Here is a 15466-nt window from a genome sequence, read left to right as displayed (position 1 = left end):
CGGCCCGGGACCCGCCGTGGCGATACGCCCCGGACCGGCGGCAACCGCCCGGCCGGGGGTGGCCCGGCCAGGCGGTCGCGAACAGGCGTGTCCGGCTTACGGGTTGGAGCCGACGATCGTCGGGATGGTGGTGGTCCCCTTCACCTTCACGGCGTAGTTGCCCTTGAAGGTGGGCTTGGTGGAAGTCGTGACGACCGTGCCGCAGTTGGTGGCCGAGGTGACGGTCAGTTCACCGGAGACGCTGTTGACGGCCAGGATGCCGGTGGAGTTGGTGTACGTGCCCGACGCCTTCCCGGTCACGGTGAAGACGCAGGCGCCGGCGCTGACCTTGGCGCTGATGTTGCTGACGTAGCCGGTGGTGACGCCGGTCGAAGGGTTGTAGTCCTTCGCGACGATGTTCCAGGGGGTGGTGGCCACGGTCGTGACGTTGCCCAGGAGGCTGGTGCACGGCGAGGTGGCGGTGCCGAAGTTGATGGCGCTGATACTGGCCACCGTCGCCGGGTTGCCGGTGGTGCTCGCCATGGTGCCCGACGCGCTCGACGTCGTACACGTCATCGGGATGTTGGCGGTCAGCAGGATGTTGCCGCTGTTGGTGGCGGTGAAGCTGGCCGGCGACGGGCTGACGGTCCAGACCGTGGAGGCGTTCGCGGAGGCGGGGGCGACGGCGATGCCGAACGCTGCCGCGCCCGCACCCGCCACGACGGCGATCCTTCTGAGGGACTTGTTCATGACTCTGGGACTCTCCTTGGGGATTGACCGGCAGAGGTGGGCCGCGACGGAACTGATGGAGCGGGACGCGGCGGCCCGCGGCGGGGAACAACTCGACCGCGAGCACCGACGTTACTTGCGGGAAACTTGGCCGAACAATGCCGCTGACCATGATTCTTTGAAGAAGTGAACCATCTGTCCGTGGCGTGAGCAGTCCACGCACCCGGATTAGTCACCCGGTGCTAAGCGGGACGCTACCGGGCAGGCCCGGGACCGGTCCAGCGATCTTTTCGGACGAAGCTGCCGTATACCTGCGCAAGGGGCCGGGTGCTCACCTGGCGATAAAAAGAGAGCCCTGTTTTATCTGCACCCTGACAGGTCGTCGATGGCCGAACTCAATATCGCGGAAAACTGCTGGTCCGCTATTGCCTGCCGAGGTTACCGAGCCGTAGCGTTCCGGGGACGGTACTGATCTCCAGGTCGGTGGGCCCCCGCCGGCCGGAGACGCGACGGACGATTTCCGGCCCTTGCCCTCCTTCCGGGCCGGTCGTCCGCAGGCAGGGCCCGCGGATCCACTCCCCCCGGAGGCGCGAGGCCCTGCCCTGTCGCACGGAGACAAGTGCCGGACCGCTTTTTGTCTGCGCGGTGACAAAGTCGGAAAGTGCCACAGGAAGCCGGTGCCCGCCTATTGTCAGTGAACCGGGCACCGACTTAACGTGCGCTCCTCAGCGCACGCCTGACCCATCCTTGTCGGAGGTGATATGGGAATCGAAGTGGTGGTCGAGGGCCTGACCAAGTCCTTCGGCAAGCAGAACATCTGGCAGGATGTGACCCTCACCCTTCCGGCCGGTGAGGTCAGCGTCATGCTCGGTCCGTCCGGGACCGGAAAGACCGTGTTCCTGAAGTCGCTCATCGGGCTCCTCAAACCGGAGCGCGGCCGTGTCCTCATCAATGGGGTGGACATGGTGAGCAGCCCCGAGCGCGACATTTACGAGACGCGGAAGCTCTTCGGGCTCATGTTCCAGGACGGGGCCCTTTTCGGCTCCATGTCGCTCTTCGACAACATCGCCTTTCCGCTGCGCGAGCACACCCGCAAGAAGGAGTCCGAGATCCGCCGCACCGTCATGGAGCGGATCGAGGTCGTCGGCCTGCTGGGCGCCGAGGGCAAGCTGCCCGGCGAGATCAGCGGCGGGATGCGCAAGCGGGCCGGCCTGGCCCGGGCCCTGGTGCTCGACCCGCAGATCATCCTGTGCGACGAACCGGACTCCGGGCTCGACCCGGTGCGCACCGCCTACCTCTCCCAGCTGCTGATCGACCTGAACGCGCAGATCGACGCGACGATGCTGATCGTCACCCACAACCTCGACATCGCCGCCACGGTCCCCGACAACATGGGCATGCTCTTCCGGCGCGAACTGGTCACCTTCGGCCCGCGCGAGGTGCTGCTCACCAGCGACGAACCGGTCGTGGCCCAGTTCCTCGCCGGCCGCCGCCAGGGGCCCATCGGCATGTCGGAGGAGAAGGACGCCGCCACCCTGGCCGCCGAGGCCGCCGGGCCGGGCGCCCGGGGCGCTGACCTGCCCCGCGAGATCGTCCCACAGCTCGAACCCTCCCCGGGCCTGCCCGAGCGGCAGGCCGTCGCCCGGCGCCGCGAGCGGGTCATGGGGATGCTGGACCGGCTGCCGCCCGCCGCCCGCGCCGCCATCGAGCGCACCTACGCCGCGCACGGCACCGGATCGCCCACGCTGCCGATGCCCGCCGCCGGGAGCGGCGCATGATCACTGGCGCGCTGCGGCAGACCGGGCGCCTCTTCGCGCTCGCCGCCGAGGTCGGCCGGGCCATCTTCCGACGGCCCTTCCAGTTCCGCGAGTTCATCGAGCAGTTCTGGTTCATCGCCGGCGTCACCATCCTGCCCGCCGCGTTCGTCTCCATCCCCTTCGGCGCGGTGATCGCGCTCCAGGTCGGCTCGCTCACCCAGCAGCTCGGCGCCCAGTCCTTCACCGGCGGCGCCAGCGTGCTCGCCGTGGTGCAGCAGGCCAGCCCGCTCATCGTCGCCCTGCTGATCTCCGGCGCGGCCGGCTCCGCCATCTGCGCCGACCTCGGCTCGCGCACCATCCGCGAGGAACTGGACGCGATGGAGGTCATGGGCGTCTCGCCGGTGCAGCGCCTGGTCGTGCCCCGGGTGCTGGCCGCCATGGGGGTGGCGGTGCTGCTCAACGGACTGGTGTCCGTGGTCGGCATCCTCGGCGGCTATTTCTTCAACATCTACCTCCAGCACGGCACCCCCGGCGCCTACCTGTCCAGCTTCTCCGCCCTCGCCCAGCTGCCCGACCTGTACGTCAGCGAACTCAAGGCGCTGGTCTTCGGGTTCATCGCGGGCATCGTCGCCGCCTACCGCGGGCTGAACCCGCGCGGCGGCCCCAAGGGCGTGGGCGACGCCGTCAACCAGTCCGTCGTCATCACCTTCCTCCTGCTCTTCTTCGTCAACATGGTGATGACGGGCGTCTACCTCCAGATCGTCCCGCCGAAGGGAGGCTGAGGCCCGTGGCCTCCCCACTCGTCTGGCTCGACCGCTCCGGCGAACGACTGATCTTCTACGTCCGCTCGCTGCTGTGGGTGCCGCGCACCCTGCGCCGCTACCTCAAGGAGGTGCGGCGGCTGCTGGCCGAGGTGGCCTTCGGCTCCGGCGGCCTCGGCGTCATCGGCGGCACCATCGGCGTGATGATCGGCATGACGCTGTTCACCGGCACCGTCGTCGGGCTCCAGGGCTACGCGGCCCTGGACCAGATCGGCACCGCCGCGTTCACCGGCTTCGTCTCCGCCTACTTCAACACCCGCGAGATCGCGCCCCTCGTCGCCGGACTGGCCCTGTCGGCCACCGTCGGCGCCGGCTTCACCGCCCAGCTCGGTGCCATGCGCATCAACGAGGAGGTGGACGCCCTGGAGAGCATGGGCATCCGCTCCCTGCCGTATCTGGTCACCACCCGCATCATCGCCGGGTTCGTCGCCATCGTCCCGATGTACGCGATCGGGCTGCTCTCCTCCTTCGTGGCCTCCCGCGCCGTGACCGTCCTGTTCAAGGGGCAGTCCAGCGGCACCTACGACCACTACTTCAACCTGTTCCTGTCGCCCACCGACGTCCTGCTGTCCGTGCTCAAGGTGCTGATCTTCAGCGTGATTGTGATCATCGCCCACTGCTACCACGGCTACCACGCCACCGGCGGCCCGGCCGGCGTCGGCGTCGCCGTGGGCCGCTCGGTGCGCAACGCCATCGTGCTGATCAGCGTCACCGACTTCTTCCTGTCGCTCGCCCTGTGGGGCGCCACCACGACCGTGAAGGTGGCGGGGTGAGATGAGCGATCCAAGAGGCGAGAGGGTACGCCGCCGGCTCGCGGGAGTGGCCTTCGTGCTCGTGCCCGTCCTGCTGATCTGGCTCGCCGTCGCCGTCTACGACAAGAAGTTCACCGACAGCGACCCGGTGGTCGTGGAGACCGGCACCGTCGGCAACGAGATGCACCTGGGCGCCGAGGTCAAGCTGCGCGGCGTGGTCGTCGGCGAGGTCCGCCGCATCGACGCCACCGACCACGGCGCCCGGCTCACCCTCGCGCTCCAGCCCGGCGCCCTCGGCCACATCCCGGCCGACGTGAGCGCGCAGATGCTGCCGACCACCCTGTTCGGCGAGCGGTTCGTGGCCCTGGTGCCGCCCGCGCACCCCGCCGCGGGGACGCTGGCCTCCGGAGCCGTCATCCCGCAGGACCGCTCCGCCAACGCCGTCGAACTCCAGCAGGTGCTGGACAACCTGCTGCCGATGCTCACCGCCGTCCAGCCGCAGAAGCTCTCCGCCACCTTGTCCGCCGTCTCCCAGGCCCTGTCCGGACGCGGCGACAAGCTCGGCGAGACCCTCACCCGACTCGACGCCCACCTGCGCAAGTTCAACCCCGAGCTGCCCGCCCTCAACGACGATCTGAAAGAACTCGTGAAGGTCAGCCAGGTCTACGCCGACGCCGCACCCGACATCATCACGGCGCTCACCGACTTCACCACCACCAGCGGCACCCTCGCCGAGAAGGACGGACAGCTGGCCGCGACCTTCGGCGCCACCACCCACACCGCCCAGGACCTGACCAGCTTCCTGCGGCAGAACAAGGACGACATCATCCGGCTGAGCGCCACCTCGAAGCCCACCCTGCGCCTGCTCGCCGAGTACTCCTCGTCCTTCCCCTGCACCCTGCGCACCCTCGCCGACTTCGTGCCCCGGATGGACCAGGCGCTCGGCAAGGGCACCGGGCAGCCGGGCCTGCACGTCGACGTGACCACCGTGCCCTCGCGCGGCGCCTACGTCCCCGGCAGGGACACCCCGGTCTACGACGCCTCCGGCGGCCCGCGGTGCTACCCCGTGCCCTACCTCGGCGTCCCCGTGAAACCGGCCGCGCAGGTCCCGGCCACGGCCGGCCAGAACCTCGGGCCCGCCAACTCCCCGCAGGAGAACGAGCTGGTCAACGAGTTGCTCGCGCCGGGCGCCGGCAAGCAGCCCGGTGACCTGCCGCAGTGGAGCAGCCTGCTCGCCGGACCCGCGCTGCGCGGCACGGAGGTGACCGTGCGATGAGCAGCCGCGACCGCGCGACGAAGCACCCGGACAGCGCGTACACGCGCCGCCGCCCGCTGACCGGGCCCGTGCTGAAGTCGCTCGTCTTCCTGGTGGTGACCGCGCTGGCCACCACCGTGCTCGGCCTGAGCGTCGCCAACACCGGCGTCGGCGACGGCACCCGCTCCTACAAGGCCCTGTTCACCGACGTCACCGGCCTCGTCGACGGCGACAGCGTGCGCGTCTCGGGCGTGAAGGTCGGCGAGGTCACCGACGTCCGCGTGGTGAACCGGCGCACCGCCCAGGTCACCTTCACGGTCCAGAAGGACCGCGACCTGCCCCGCTCGACGACCGCCGCGGTGAAGTACCTCAACATGGTCGGCCAGCGCTACGTCGCCCTGGACCGCGGCAGCGGTGACCTCACCGGCACCCTCGCGGCCGGCGACACCATCCCGCTGGCCCGCACCACGCCCGCCCTCGACCTGACCCTGCTCTTCAACGGGTTCAAGCCGCTGTTCGAAGGGCTCTCCCCGAAGGACGTCAACGAACTGGCCGGCTCCATCGTGCAGGTCCTCCAGGGCGAGGGCGGCACCGTCGACAGCCTGCTCACCCACATCGGCTCGCTCAGCACCACGGTCGCCGCCAAGGACAAGGTCATCGGCGAGGTCGTGACGAACCTCAACACCGTCCTGACCACCCTCAACGACCGCGAGGCCGGCTTCAACGACCTCGTCGACACCCTGCGCGGTCTGGTCAGCGGCTTCAACGAGGACCGCAAGCCGCTGGGCCGGGCCGTCGCCGCCATGGGCGACCTGACCACCGTCACCGCCGGCCTCCTCCAGGACGGCCGCGCCCCCCTCAAGCAGGACATCAGCGAACTGGGCAGGCTCTCCGGCAATCTCGCCGACGGCACCCCGCAGATCGAGAACTTCCTGGCCAAGTCCCCCGCCAAGCTGACGGCCCTGGCCCGCCTGTCCTCCTACGGATCATGGTTCAACCTCTACCTCTGCGAGGCCCGCGTGAGCGGAGTGACCACCTCCGACGGCTCGAAGCCGCCGACCGGGATCGCCGTCACCCAGCCGAGGTGCGGCGCATGAGCCTCCTGCTGCGGCCCGGCCGCACCGACGACCCGGCACCCCGCCCCCGCACCACCCGCCGGCCCCGCCTCAAGCCCGTCAAGGAACGCGACCCGGTCGCCGTCGCCCTGGTCGGCCTGTTCCTGCTGGCCCTGCTCGCCGTCGTCGCCTACAACGTGAACCGGCTGCCCCTGATCGGCGGCGGCACCACCTACAGCGCGGACTTCAGCGAGGCGGCCGGCCTGCACAAGGGCGACGAGGTACGCGTCGCCGGCGTCAAGGTCGGCCAGGTCACCGCCGTCGCCCTGGACCGCGACAAGGTCAAGGTCAGCTTCGAGACCGAGGGCGCCTGGATCGGCGACCGCACCACCGCGGCCATCTCCATCAAGACCCTGCTCGGCGACAAGTACCTCGCCCTGGACCCGCTCGGCACCGCCCGCCAGGACCCCGGCAGCCGCATCCCGCTCTCCCGCACCACCTCGCCGTACGACGTGACGCAGGCGTTCGAGGACCTCGGCTCCACCGTCGACGCCATCGACACCCAGCAGCTCGCCAAGAGCTTCGAGACCATCTCGCAGACTTTCAAGGACTCGCCGCCCGACGTACGCGAGGCCGCCACCGGCCTGTCCGCGCTGTCCCGGTCCGTCTCCAAGCGCGACCAGCAGCTCTCCCAGCTGCTCAAGGGCAGCGACCGGTTCACCAGGACGCTGCAGAACAAGAAGTCCAGCTTCGAGACGCTCATCGAGGACGGCGGCTCGCTGCTCGGCGAACTCAAGGACCGCCGCGAGGCCATCCGTGCCCTGCTCACCGGCAGCGAGGCGCTCTCCACCCAGCTCAGCGGGCTGATCGCGGACAACGACAAGCAGCTCGGCCCCACCCTCAAGGCGCTCGGCCGGGTCACCGACGTCCTGCAGAAGAACAGCACCCAGCTCGACAAGACCCTGGCCCTGGTCGGCCCGTACTACCGCCTGGTCGGCAACACCCTCGGCAACGGGCGCTGGTTCGACAGCTATCTGTGCGGGGTCGTGCCCCGCGACTACCTGCCCGCCCGGTCCCAGCCCACGTCCGGATGCATGCCGCCGAAGCAGTCGGCGCAGGCCAAGGGGGACGGTGAGTGATGACCAAGCGCAGAAGACTCCTCGCGGGCGTCCTCGCCCTGGTGGTGGTCGCCGCCGGCCTGGCCGTCGCGCGCGTCCTGGACTCCGGCGGCACCCGCCTGACCGCCTACTTCGACCGGACCGTCGGCATCTACGCCGGCTCCGACCTGCGCATCCTCGGGGTGCGGGTCGGTGAGGTGAAGTCGGTGCACCCGCAGGGCACCCAGGTGAAGGTGGAGCTCGACGTCGACGACGGCGTGAAGGTCCCCGAGGGGGCGCACGCGGTGATCGTGGCCCCCAGCGTCGTCGCGGACCGCTATGTGCAGCTCACCCCCGCCTACCGCGGCGGGGCCGCCCTTTCCGACGGCGCGGTGCTGCCCGCCGCCGGCAACCGCACCCCGGTCGAGATCGACCAGCTCTACTCCTCGATCACCGACCTCAGCAAGGCACTCGGCCCCGACGGCGCCAACTCCACCGGCGCCCTGTCCGACCTGCTGAAGACCGGCGCCGCCAACCTGGACGGCAACGGCAAGGCCATCGGCGACACCATCGAGCAGTTCGGCAAGGCGGCCAAGACCCTCAACGGGTCCAGCGACACCCTGTTCAGCACGCTCAGCCAGCTCCAGACCTTCACCACCATGCTCAAGGACAAGGACACCGACGTCCGCACCGCCCAGGAACGCCTGGACACCGTGGTCAGCTTCTTCGCCGACAACAAGGACGACCTGGCCGGCGCGCTCGCGGAACTCGGCAAGGCGCTCGGCCAGGTCAAGCAGTTCATCAAGGACAACCGGGGCGAGCTGAAGAAGAACGTGGACAAGCTGGTGCCGATCACCCAGACCCTCGTCCGGCAGCGGGCCTCGCTCGCCGAGGCACTGGACGTGGGTCCGCTGGCCGCGAGCAACGTCGTCGGCGCCTACGACGCCGACCACCGCACCATCGACGGCCGCGCCAACCTCAACGAGATCAGCGCGGCCACCTCGCTGCTGCCGCTGCCGGCCAGCGGGGGTTCGGCCGCCTCCGGAGAGGGGGACCGGTGAGACGCGGCACACGGTGGTCCAAGGACGACCCCGAGCCGGAGCCGTCGGACGCGGCGGAGCCCTCGGACGCGGCGGAGGAGGCCGAGGAGTCCGCTCCGGTGCGGCGCGGGCTGCTCACCGGCGGGATGGCGATCGGCGCCGGAGTGGGCGGGGTGATCGCGCTCGGCCTCGGGTTCGCCCTGGCGGTCGGCGCGTTCTCCACCGGCCTGCCGCACTTCGACGGGATCGAGAACCTGCCGCTGCCCGGCGGCGCCGACCTCGGCTCCCACCCGTACACCGTCACCGCCGAACTCGCCGACGTGCTCAGCCTGGTCCCGCAGGCCGCCGTCAAGGTCGACGACGTCGCCGTGGGCCGGGTCACCACCATCCGCCTCGACGGCTGGAAGGCCCGCGTCACCATGGAGATCAACGGTGATGTGCGCCTGCCCGCCGACGCCGGCGCCCGCCTGGAGCAGTCCAGCCTGCTCGGCGAGAAGTACGTCCAGCTCGTCGCGCCCGACAAGGACACCACCACCGCGCGGCTGCGCGACGGCAGCGTCATCCCGATCGCCCGCACCGGCCGCAACACGGAGGTCGAGGAGGTCTTCGGCGCGCTGTCCCTGCTGCTCAACGGCGGTGGCGTCAACCAGCTCAAGACGATCACCAAGGAACTCAACGCGGCCATCGGCGGACGCGAGCCCGAGGTCCGCTCCACACTCGACCGGGTCAACACCCTGGTGACCGACCTCGACCGGCACCGCGGCGACATCACCGACGCCCTCGACGGCGTCAACCGGCTCTCCGCGACGCTCGCCCACCGCAAGGAGGACGTGCGGACCGTCCTCGACGGCCTCTCGCCCGGCCTCAAGACCCTGGACGAGCAGCGCGGCGCCCTGCTCACCATGCTCCGCTCCCTCGACACGCTCTCCGGCGTCGCCGTCTCCACCGTCAACGCGAGCAAGGACGACATGGTCGCCGACCTCAAGGCCCTCGCGCCCAGCCTGAAAGCCCTCGCCGACGCGGGCACCGACCTGCCCGACTCGCTCCAGGTGCTGCTGACCTACCCGTTCACCGACGAGGTGCTGAACGGCGTCAAAGGCGACTACCTCAACGTGTACCTGAACATGGCCGCCACCCCCGGCACCCAGATCATCCCGGCGCTCGTACCGCAGGCCGGCAACTCGCCGTCCCCCTCCGCCTCCGCACAACCCGGCGCGGGAGCCGCCGCACGCAGACAGCCCAACGGGAAGCAGCCGTCAGGAAAGCAGCAGTCCGGGAGGCAGCCGTCCGGGAAGGCGAGCGGTACGGCCGGGTCCGGCGCGGCCTCGCCGCCGCTGCCGCTGCCGTCCGTCCCCACGCCCTCCCAGGACGGAGGCCCGCACCGGTGATCACCCTCGCCGTACGCCTGAAGAACCTCGCCTTCCTCGTCATCGCCGTCCTCGTCCTCGGCTACGTCGGCATCCGCTACGCCGACCTCGGCCGGTACATCGGGGTCGCCGACTACTACACCGTGAACGTCCAACTCCCCAGCACCGGCGGACTGTTCACGCACTCCGACGTCACCTACCGCGGGGTGTCGGTCGGCCGTGTCGGGCCCATCGACCTCACCGCGGACGGTGTCGTCGCCGAACTGCGCATCAAGAAGTCCGCCCCGCACATCCCCGCCGACACCCACGCCGTGGTCGCCGGGCTGTCCGCGGTCGGCGAGCAGTACATCGACCTGCGGCCGCAGAGCGACAGCGGCCCCTACCTCGGTGACGGCGCCCGGATCGTGCAGGCCGACACCCAGGTCCCCGCACCCGTCACCGACGTCCTCACCAGCGTCGACACCCTCGCCAAGTCGGTACCGCTGGAGGACCTGCGCACGGTCGTCGACGAGTTCGGCAAGGCGTTCGAGGGCCATGGCGACGACCTCCAGGTGCTGCTGGACAACAGCAGCGAGTTCGTCGAGGCCGCCGACCGCTCCCTGCCGGCCACCACCCGGCTGATCGACGACGGCAAGACCGTGCTGCGCACCCAGGCCGAGGAGGGTCAGGCCGTCCGCGACTTCGCCACCGGCGCCCAGCAGCTCGCCTCCACTCTCAAGGGCTCCGACACCGACCTGCGCCGGCTGCTCACCGTCGCCCCCGACGCCGCCGACCAGATCAGCGGCCTGCTGCGGGACCTCGACCCCAGCCTCGGCGTCGTCCTCGCCAACCTGCTCACCACCTCCGAGATCGCCGTCACCCGGCAGCACGGCATCCAGGAACTCCTCGTGAAGTACCCGGCGGCCGTGGCCGCCGGGGCCACCGCCGTCGACGGAGGAAAACTGAACCTCGGCATGGCCGTCACCTTCTTCAAACCTCTGCCCTGCACCGCCGGTTACGGCGCCACCCGCTACCGCAACGGACTCGACCTGGGCACCGCCCCACCGCTGAACACCGACGCCTCCTGCACCGCGGCCGCCTCCACCGGAGTCGGCGTACGCGGCTCGGCGAACGCGCCCAAGGGCGGTCCCGTGCCCGATCCGGCCCGGCCGGCCTCCCTGCCCTCGGGCAGCGGCGCGCGGTCCGCGACCGGCTCCCCGGCCGCGCCGCTGCCGGGCGCGCTCGCCCTGCCGGGCGTGGGCGGCACCGCCGCCGGCGGGCTCGCCGGGCTCCTGTCCCCGGCCGCCGGAACCACCGGGGGCACCCGATGAGGGGGGCCCGCGTCCTCGCCGGGGCCGGGCTGGCACTCGCGCTGGCGTTCTGCGGCACCGGCGCGTGGACGTACGCCGAGGCCCGCGGCGACGACTCGCTCGACTACGGCCATCAGCGCGACGAGGCGCTCGCCGACGGGCGCCGGGCCATCGCCGTGCTCACCACGCTCGACGCCTCCTCCCGGGCACGGGCACAGGCCGGCATCCGGGCCTGGAGCGCCGCCGCCACCGGGCCCCTCCAGGACGAACTGGGCCGCACCCCGGCCAAGGCGGGCGCCTCGGCGCGCGGCACGGTCACCGACGCCGCCGTCACCGCGCTGGACACCCGGGCCGGCACGGCCGAACTCATCGCGACCGTACGGGTGGACGTCACCCCGGCCGGTTCGAAGACGCCGACCACGGACCGCAAGCGCCTCGAAGCGGTCCTGGCCCGCACGGGTGCGGGCCAGTGGAAGGTCAAGGCACTGGACGCGGTGCCCATGGCGGGAACGGCACAGGAGGACGACGCCCGATGACACGGCTGCTGCGCGGGGAGAGCCCGGCGAACACCGCCGCCGAACCGGCGGACGCGACGACGGACCCGGAGGAGCACACCCCGGACGCGGAGTCTCCGGGGGAGACCGGCACATCGGGCAGCGAGTCGCCGGGGGAGGCCGACGCATCGGGCAGCGAGTCTCCGGGGGAGGCCGGCACATCGGGCAGCGAGTCGCCGGGAGAGACCGGCGCGCCGGAGAGCGCCGGGGCCGACGCGGACGAGCCGTCCGGGCGGCGCCTACGGGGCGTGGTGCTGCGGCGGGTCGCGGTCGGCGTGACCGCGGCGGTGCTCGTGCTCGGCGGCTGCGGCTTCTTCTACGGCTCCCATCAGCTCCGCTCGGTGCCCTCGGCCGAGAACCGCGCCCTGACCGACAACACAGCCACCACCCGGGTCGCCGGGGACGTCGGCAACGACCTCGCCCGCGTCTTCTCGTACACACCGGACGGTCTCGACGCCGGCGAGCGTTCCGCGCGCTCCGTGCTCACCGGGCGCGCGGCCCGCCAGTACACCGAACTGGTCGGCCGTATCCGCGCGGAGGTCGTCAGGCAGCGCGTCACCCTGAGCACCCAGGCGGTGCGCGTCGGAGTGATCGAACTGCACGGCGACACCGCCCGGTTGCTGGTCTTCCTCGACCAGACCTCGCGCCGCGGCAAGGCCGCCGCCACCACCGCGGCGGCGCAGCTCACGGTCACCGCCCAGCAGGAGCACGACCAGTGGCGGATCGTCGACATCCAGACGCGCTGACGGCGCGCCGCAGACGGGAGCAGTTCATGACACGCACGGTCCGCCCGCTCGCCGGACTCCGGGCCCTGCCGGCCGTGGCCCTCGCACTCGCCCTGATCGCGGGCGTCTTCGCGGCGTGGACGGGCTGGGGCTGGTACGCCGCGGCCCATGACGACTCGGCGGCGTACGCCGTCCAGCGGGACGCGGTGCTCTCCGTCGGCGAGCAGGCCGTCCAGAACCTCAACACCCTCGACCACCGCGACCTCGACCGCGGCCTCGACCTGTGGGAGTCCTCCACGACCGGTGACCTGCACGACCAACTGGTCTCGGGGCGCAAGGAGTTCACCACTCAGGTGCAGGCGGCGAAGACCGTCACCACGGCCCGGGTGCTCTCGGGCGCCGTCACCGAACTCGACGACCGCGCCGGGCGCGCCCGGGTGCTCGTCGCGCTGCGGGTGACCGTGAAGGCGGCCACTGGCGCCGGCACCGACAAGGACAGCCGCATGATCGGCGAACTCACCCGTACCGGCGGCCGCTGGAAGCTGAGCGCCCTGGCCCAGGCCCCCGTGGGCGGCACGTCAACCGGCTGACCCGTCCCGCCCCGCAGCAGCCGGCCGCACGAGAGGAACCCACCCGATGTCGACGACCCGTCACCACATCAACCGCCAGCGCCGCCGCCAGGCCCGGGAGATCCGCCCGGCGGCCCCCGCGCCCGGCAGCCGGACCGGTCCGACCGACGCGTCCGACGACACCGGGACCGCGACCACCCGCACCGCCGGCCTGGCGGTCCTGCCCCCACGCGCCCCCGCACCCCGCCCGGCCCGCGGCTCCCGCCCCGCCACCGCGGACGACACGACGACGGAGAAGGCGGCGGAGGCGGGGGCGGGGGCGGGGGTGACGGCGGAGAAGGCGGCCGGACCGGCGAAGCGGCCGACCCGCTCGCGGCGCCCGTCCCGCGGCTCCCGCCCGTCCCGTCCGGTCGTGCTCGCCCTGCTGTGCCTGCTGACCCTCGTACTCGGCGGCTTCGCCGGCTGGGCGCACGCCCGGGCCGAGAGCCTGCGGGACCGGCCCGCCGTACGCAACACCGCCCTGACCGACGCCGCCCGCACCAGCGAGATCAAGACCCAGACGGAGAAGGCCGTCGCCGCCCTCTTCTCCTACGACCACGCCCACCCCGACGCCTACGACAAGGCCACGAAGACCCTGCTCACGGGCAAGGCCGTGGCCCAGCACCGAGCCCTGCTCGACGCCGTCCGCACCCGCGCCGACCAGCAGAAGGCGGTGATCACCACCACCGTCACGGACAGCGCGGTCGAGCGCGTCGACGGCGACCGGGCGCGGGTCCTGGTTTACGCCGACCAGAGCAGCGTCAGCACCGCCGGCGGCCAGGCCAAGCAACAGGCGCAGGACCAGGGCACGTACGCCGGAGCCATGTTCGCCGTCGACGTCGTACGCCAGGGCGGGCACTGGCTCGTCTCCGGCATCGACACCTTCGGCCGCTGAGGGGCCCGGCGGCACCGCACCGGCCCCGTTCCGCACAGAGCCGCCCGACCCCGCCCCCCACCCCCCGACCCCAGGAAGTGACCGCCATGCCCGTACGCCGCTCACGACGCCTGCGCGTCCGGACCCGGCAGGGCCTGCGCACCACCGCCGTCGCCGTGGTGGCGGTGGCGGCCCTCACCGCCTCGCAGGGACCCGGCCTGCCGGGGACGGGGCAGGCCAGGGGCGGCGGGCCCGGCGGACCGGCCGCCGACACGCGGGACGCGCCCTCCGCGGGCGACCCGGACGCCGCGTCCGTCCCGCCCGGCGACGGCTCGTACCACACCGAGATCCCGCCGCTGATCACCCAGGGCACCGTGCCGACCCCGCGGCAGGCCACCGAGATCCGCGCCGAGTCCGGCATCCCGGGCACCGTGCTGCGCGCCTACCGCGCGGCCGAGGCGTCCGTCGCCCGCACGGACCCGGGCTGCCGGCTGCCCTGGCAACTGCTCGCCGCCATCGGCAAGGTGGAGTCGGGCCAGGCGGGCGGCGGCGCGGTCGACCGGCAGGGCACGACACTGGGCCGGATCGCCGGACCGGCGCTCGACGGCCGGGGTTTCGCCCTGGTCCGGGACACCGACGGCGGTGCCCTCGACGGCGACAAGGTGTACGACCGGGCGGTGGGCCCGATGCAGTTCCTGCCCTCGACCTGGGCCCGGTGGGGCGTGGACGGCAACGGCGACCACCGCGCCGACCCGGACAACGTCTTCGACGCGGCCCTCGCGGCCGGACACTACCTGTGCGCGGGCGGCCGGGACCTGAGCCGGGCCGCGGACCTCGACCAGGCGGTCCTCGGCTACAACGACTCGGACGCCTACCTCCGACTGGTCCGCTACTGGCTGGACTTCTACCGCCGGGGCGTGCACAGCGTGCCCGACGGCAAGGGCGTCATCCCCCGGTCGCCCGGCGCGGGCAGCCCCCGGCAGGCGACGAAGCCCGTGGACGGCGGACACGGGGGTGGCGGGCACGGGAGCGGCGGCAAGGGCGGCGGCGGGATCGTCATCGGCCCCGACCCGGTCACCCCGGCGCCGTCCCACTCGGCCCCGTCGCCCACCCCGTCCAGCTCGACGACCGCCCCGGGCACCGGCCCGTCACCCTCGGGCGGGACCACCTCGCCGTCCGGGTCCCCGACCGGCGGCCCGTCGCCCACGGGCAGCCCCGGCGGCTCACCGACCTCCGGCCCGAGCGGCTCGCCCACCACCACGCCGTGCGCGTCCCCCTCGGCGAGCGCCTCCGCGGACGCCACCGGAGAGCCCGGCACCGGCCCGTCCACCGGCACCCCCGCCACGGACGACGACCCGACGTGCCCGCCCCCCGGACAGCCGACGGCGTGAGACGGCCCGGCCCCGGCGCTCGTACGGCGGGACAGCCGGGCGCTGCCCGCCGTGTGGCGCTGAGTCCGGGCCGGTTCGCCGTGTGGCGCTGAGTCCGGGCCGGTTCGCCGTGTGGCGCTGAGTCCGGGCCGGTTCGCCGTGTGGCGCTGAGTCCGGGCCGGTTCGCCGTGTGG

The 15466-nt window shown here is 72.3% G+C and carries 15 protein-coding genes; 14 read left to right on the top strand and 1 reads right to left on the bottom strand.

Translation table 11 applies throughout. The annotated features are described in order from the left end of the window. Positions 1-96 precede the first annotated feature (96 nt). A complete protein-coding gene (locus tag ABZ858_RS12715; protein WP_361375698.1) occupies positions 97-729 on the bottom strand; it encodes a hypothetical protein in 633 nt (210 codons plus the stop codon). A gap of 740 nt (positions 730-1469) precedes the next feature. Here ABZ858_RS12715 and ABZ858_RS12710 point away from each other — a divergent pair. The 14 genes from ABZ858_RS12710 to ABZ858_RS12645 all read left to right on the top strand — a co-directional run bounded on the left by ABZ858_RS12710 (position 1470) and on the right by ABZ858_RS12645 (position 15293). Beyond that, entirely contained in the window at positions 1470-2486 is a 1017-nt protein-coding gene (locus tag ABZ858_RS12710) for an ATP-binding cassette domain-containing protein (protein ID WP_361375695.1), read from the top strand. Then, complete coding sequence (locus ABZ858_RS12705) at positions 2483-3247, top strand: ABC transporter permease (RefSeq protein ID WP_361375692.1); 765 nt, start codon at positions 2483-2485, stop codon at positions 3245-3247. Before ABZ858_RS12710 ends, ABZ858_RS12705 begins: the two co-directional genes overlap by 4 nt. 5 nt (positions 3248-3252) lie before the next feature. Further along, the gene (locus ABZ858_RS12700) at positions 3253-4059 is read left to right on the top strand and encodes an ABC transporter permease (protein WP_361375689.1); all 807 of its coding nucleotides are present in this window, start codon (positions 3253-3255) and stop codon (positions 4057-4059) included. Position 4060: 1 nt separating this feature from the next. Further along, a complete protein-coding gene (locus ABZ858_RS12695) occupies positions 4061-5314 on the top strand; it encodes an MCE family protein (RefSeq protein ID WP_361375686.1) in 1254 nt (417 codons plus the stop codon). After that, on the top strand, positions 5311-6390 hold the full coding sequence (locus tag ABZ858_RS12690) for an MCE family protein (protein WP_361375683.1): 1080 nt from the start codon (positions 5311-5313) through the stop codon (positions 6388-6390). Before ABZ858_RS12695 ends, ABZ858_RS12690 begins: the two co-directional genes overlap by 4 nt. After that, a complete protein-coding gene (locus tag ABZ858_RS12685) occupies positions 6387-7487 on the top strand; it encodes an MCE family protein (RefSeq protein WP_361375680.1) in 1101 nt (366 codons plus the stop codon). Before ABZ858_RS12690 ends, ABZ858_RS12685 begins: the two co-directional genes overlap by 4 nt. Then, positions 7487-8506, top strand: a complete 1020-nt coding sequence (locus tag ABZ858_RS12680) for an MCE family protein (protein WP_361375677.1) — start codon at positions 7487-7489, stop codon at positions 8504-8506. The genes ABZ858_RS12685 and ABZ858_RS12680 overlap by 1 nt, the downstream gene beginning before the upstream one ends. A 125-nt stretch (positions 8507-8631) precedes the next feature. Next, on the top strand, positions 8632-9873 hold the full coding sequence (locus tag ABZ858_RS12675; protein WP_361376176.1) for an MCE family protein: 1242 nt from the start codon (positions 8632-8634) through the stop codon (positions 9871-9873). Then, positions 9870-11162 carry an MlaD family protein gene (locus tag ABZ858_RS12670; RefSeq protein WP_361375674.1) on the top strand — a complete coding sequence of 431 codons (1293 nt, stop codon included), beginning with the start codon at positions 9870-9872 and terminating at the stop codon, positions 11160-11162. Before ABZ858_RS12675 ends, ABZ858_RS12670 begins: the two co-directional genes overlap by 4 nt. Next, positions 11159-11677, top strand: a complete 519-nt coding sequence (locus ABZ858_RS12665; protein WP_361375671.1) for a hypothetical protein — start codon at positions 11159-11161, stop codon at positions 11675-11677. Before ABZ858_RS12670 ends, ABZ858_RS12665 begins: the two co-directional genes overlap by 4 nt. Continuing rightward, complete coding sequence (locus ABZ858_RS12660; protein WP_361375668.1) at positions 11674-12441, top strand: hypothetical protein; 768 nt, start codon at positions 11674-11676, stop codon at positions 12439-12441. The genes ABZ858_RS12665 and ABZ858_RS12660 overlap by 4 nt, the downstream gene beginning before the upstream one ends. Positions 12442-12467: 26 nt before the next feature. Then, the gene (locus tag ABZ858_RS12655; RefSeq protein ID WP_361375665.1) at positions 12468-13010 is read left to right on the top strand and encodes a nuclear transport factor 2 family protein; all 543 of its coding nucleotides are present in this window, start codon (positions 12468-12470) and stop codon (positions 13008-13010) included. 46 nt (positions 13011-13056) lie between these two features. Next, complete coding sequence (locus ABZ858_RS12650; RefSeq protein WP_361375662.1) at positions 13057-13923, top strand: hypothetical protein; 867 nt, start codon at positions 13057-13059, stop codon at positions 13921-13923. Between the two features lie 86 nt (positions 13924-14009). Beyond that, positions 14010-15293, top strand: a complete 1284-nt coding sequence (locus ABZ858_RS12645; RefSeq protein WP_361375659.1) for a lytic murein transglycosylase — start codon at positions 14010-14012, stop codon at positions 15291-15293. Positions 15294-15466: the final 173 nt, after the last annotated feature.

It is taken from the genome of Streptomyces sp. NPDC047017 (assembly GCF_040644175.1).
In the GTDB taxonomy this organism is placed as follows: domain Bacteria; phylum Actinomycetota; class Actinomycetes; order Streptomycetales; family Streptomycetaceae; genus Streptomyces.
This window is presented reverse-complemented; position numbering and strand designations above follow the sequence as displayed.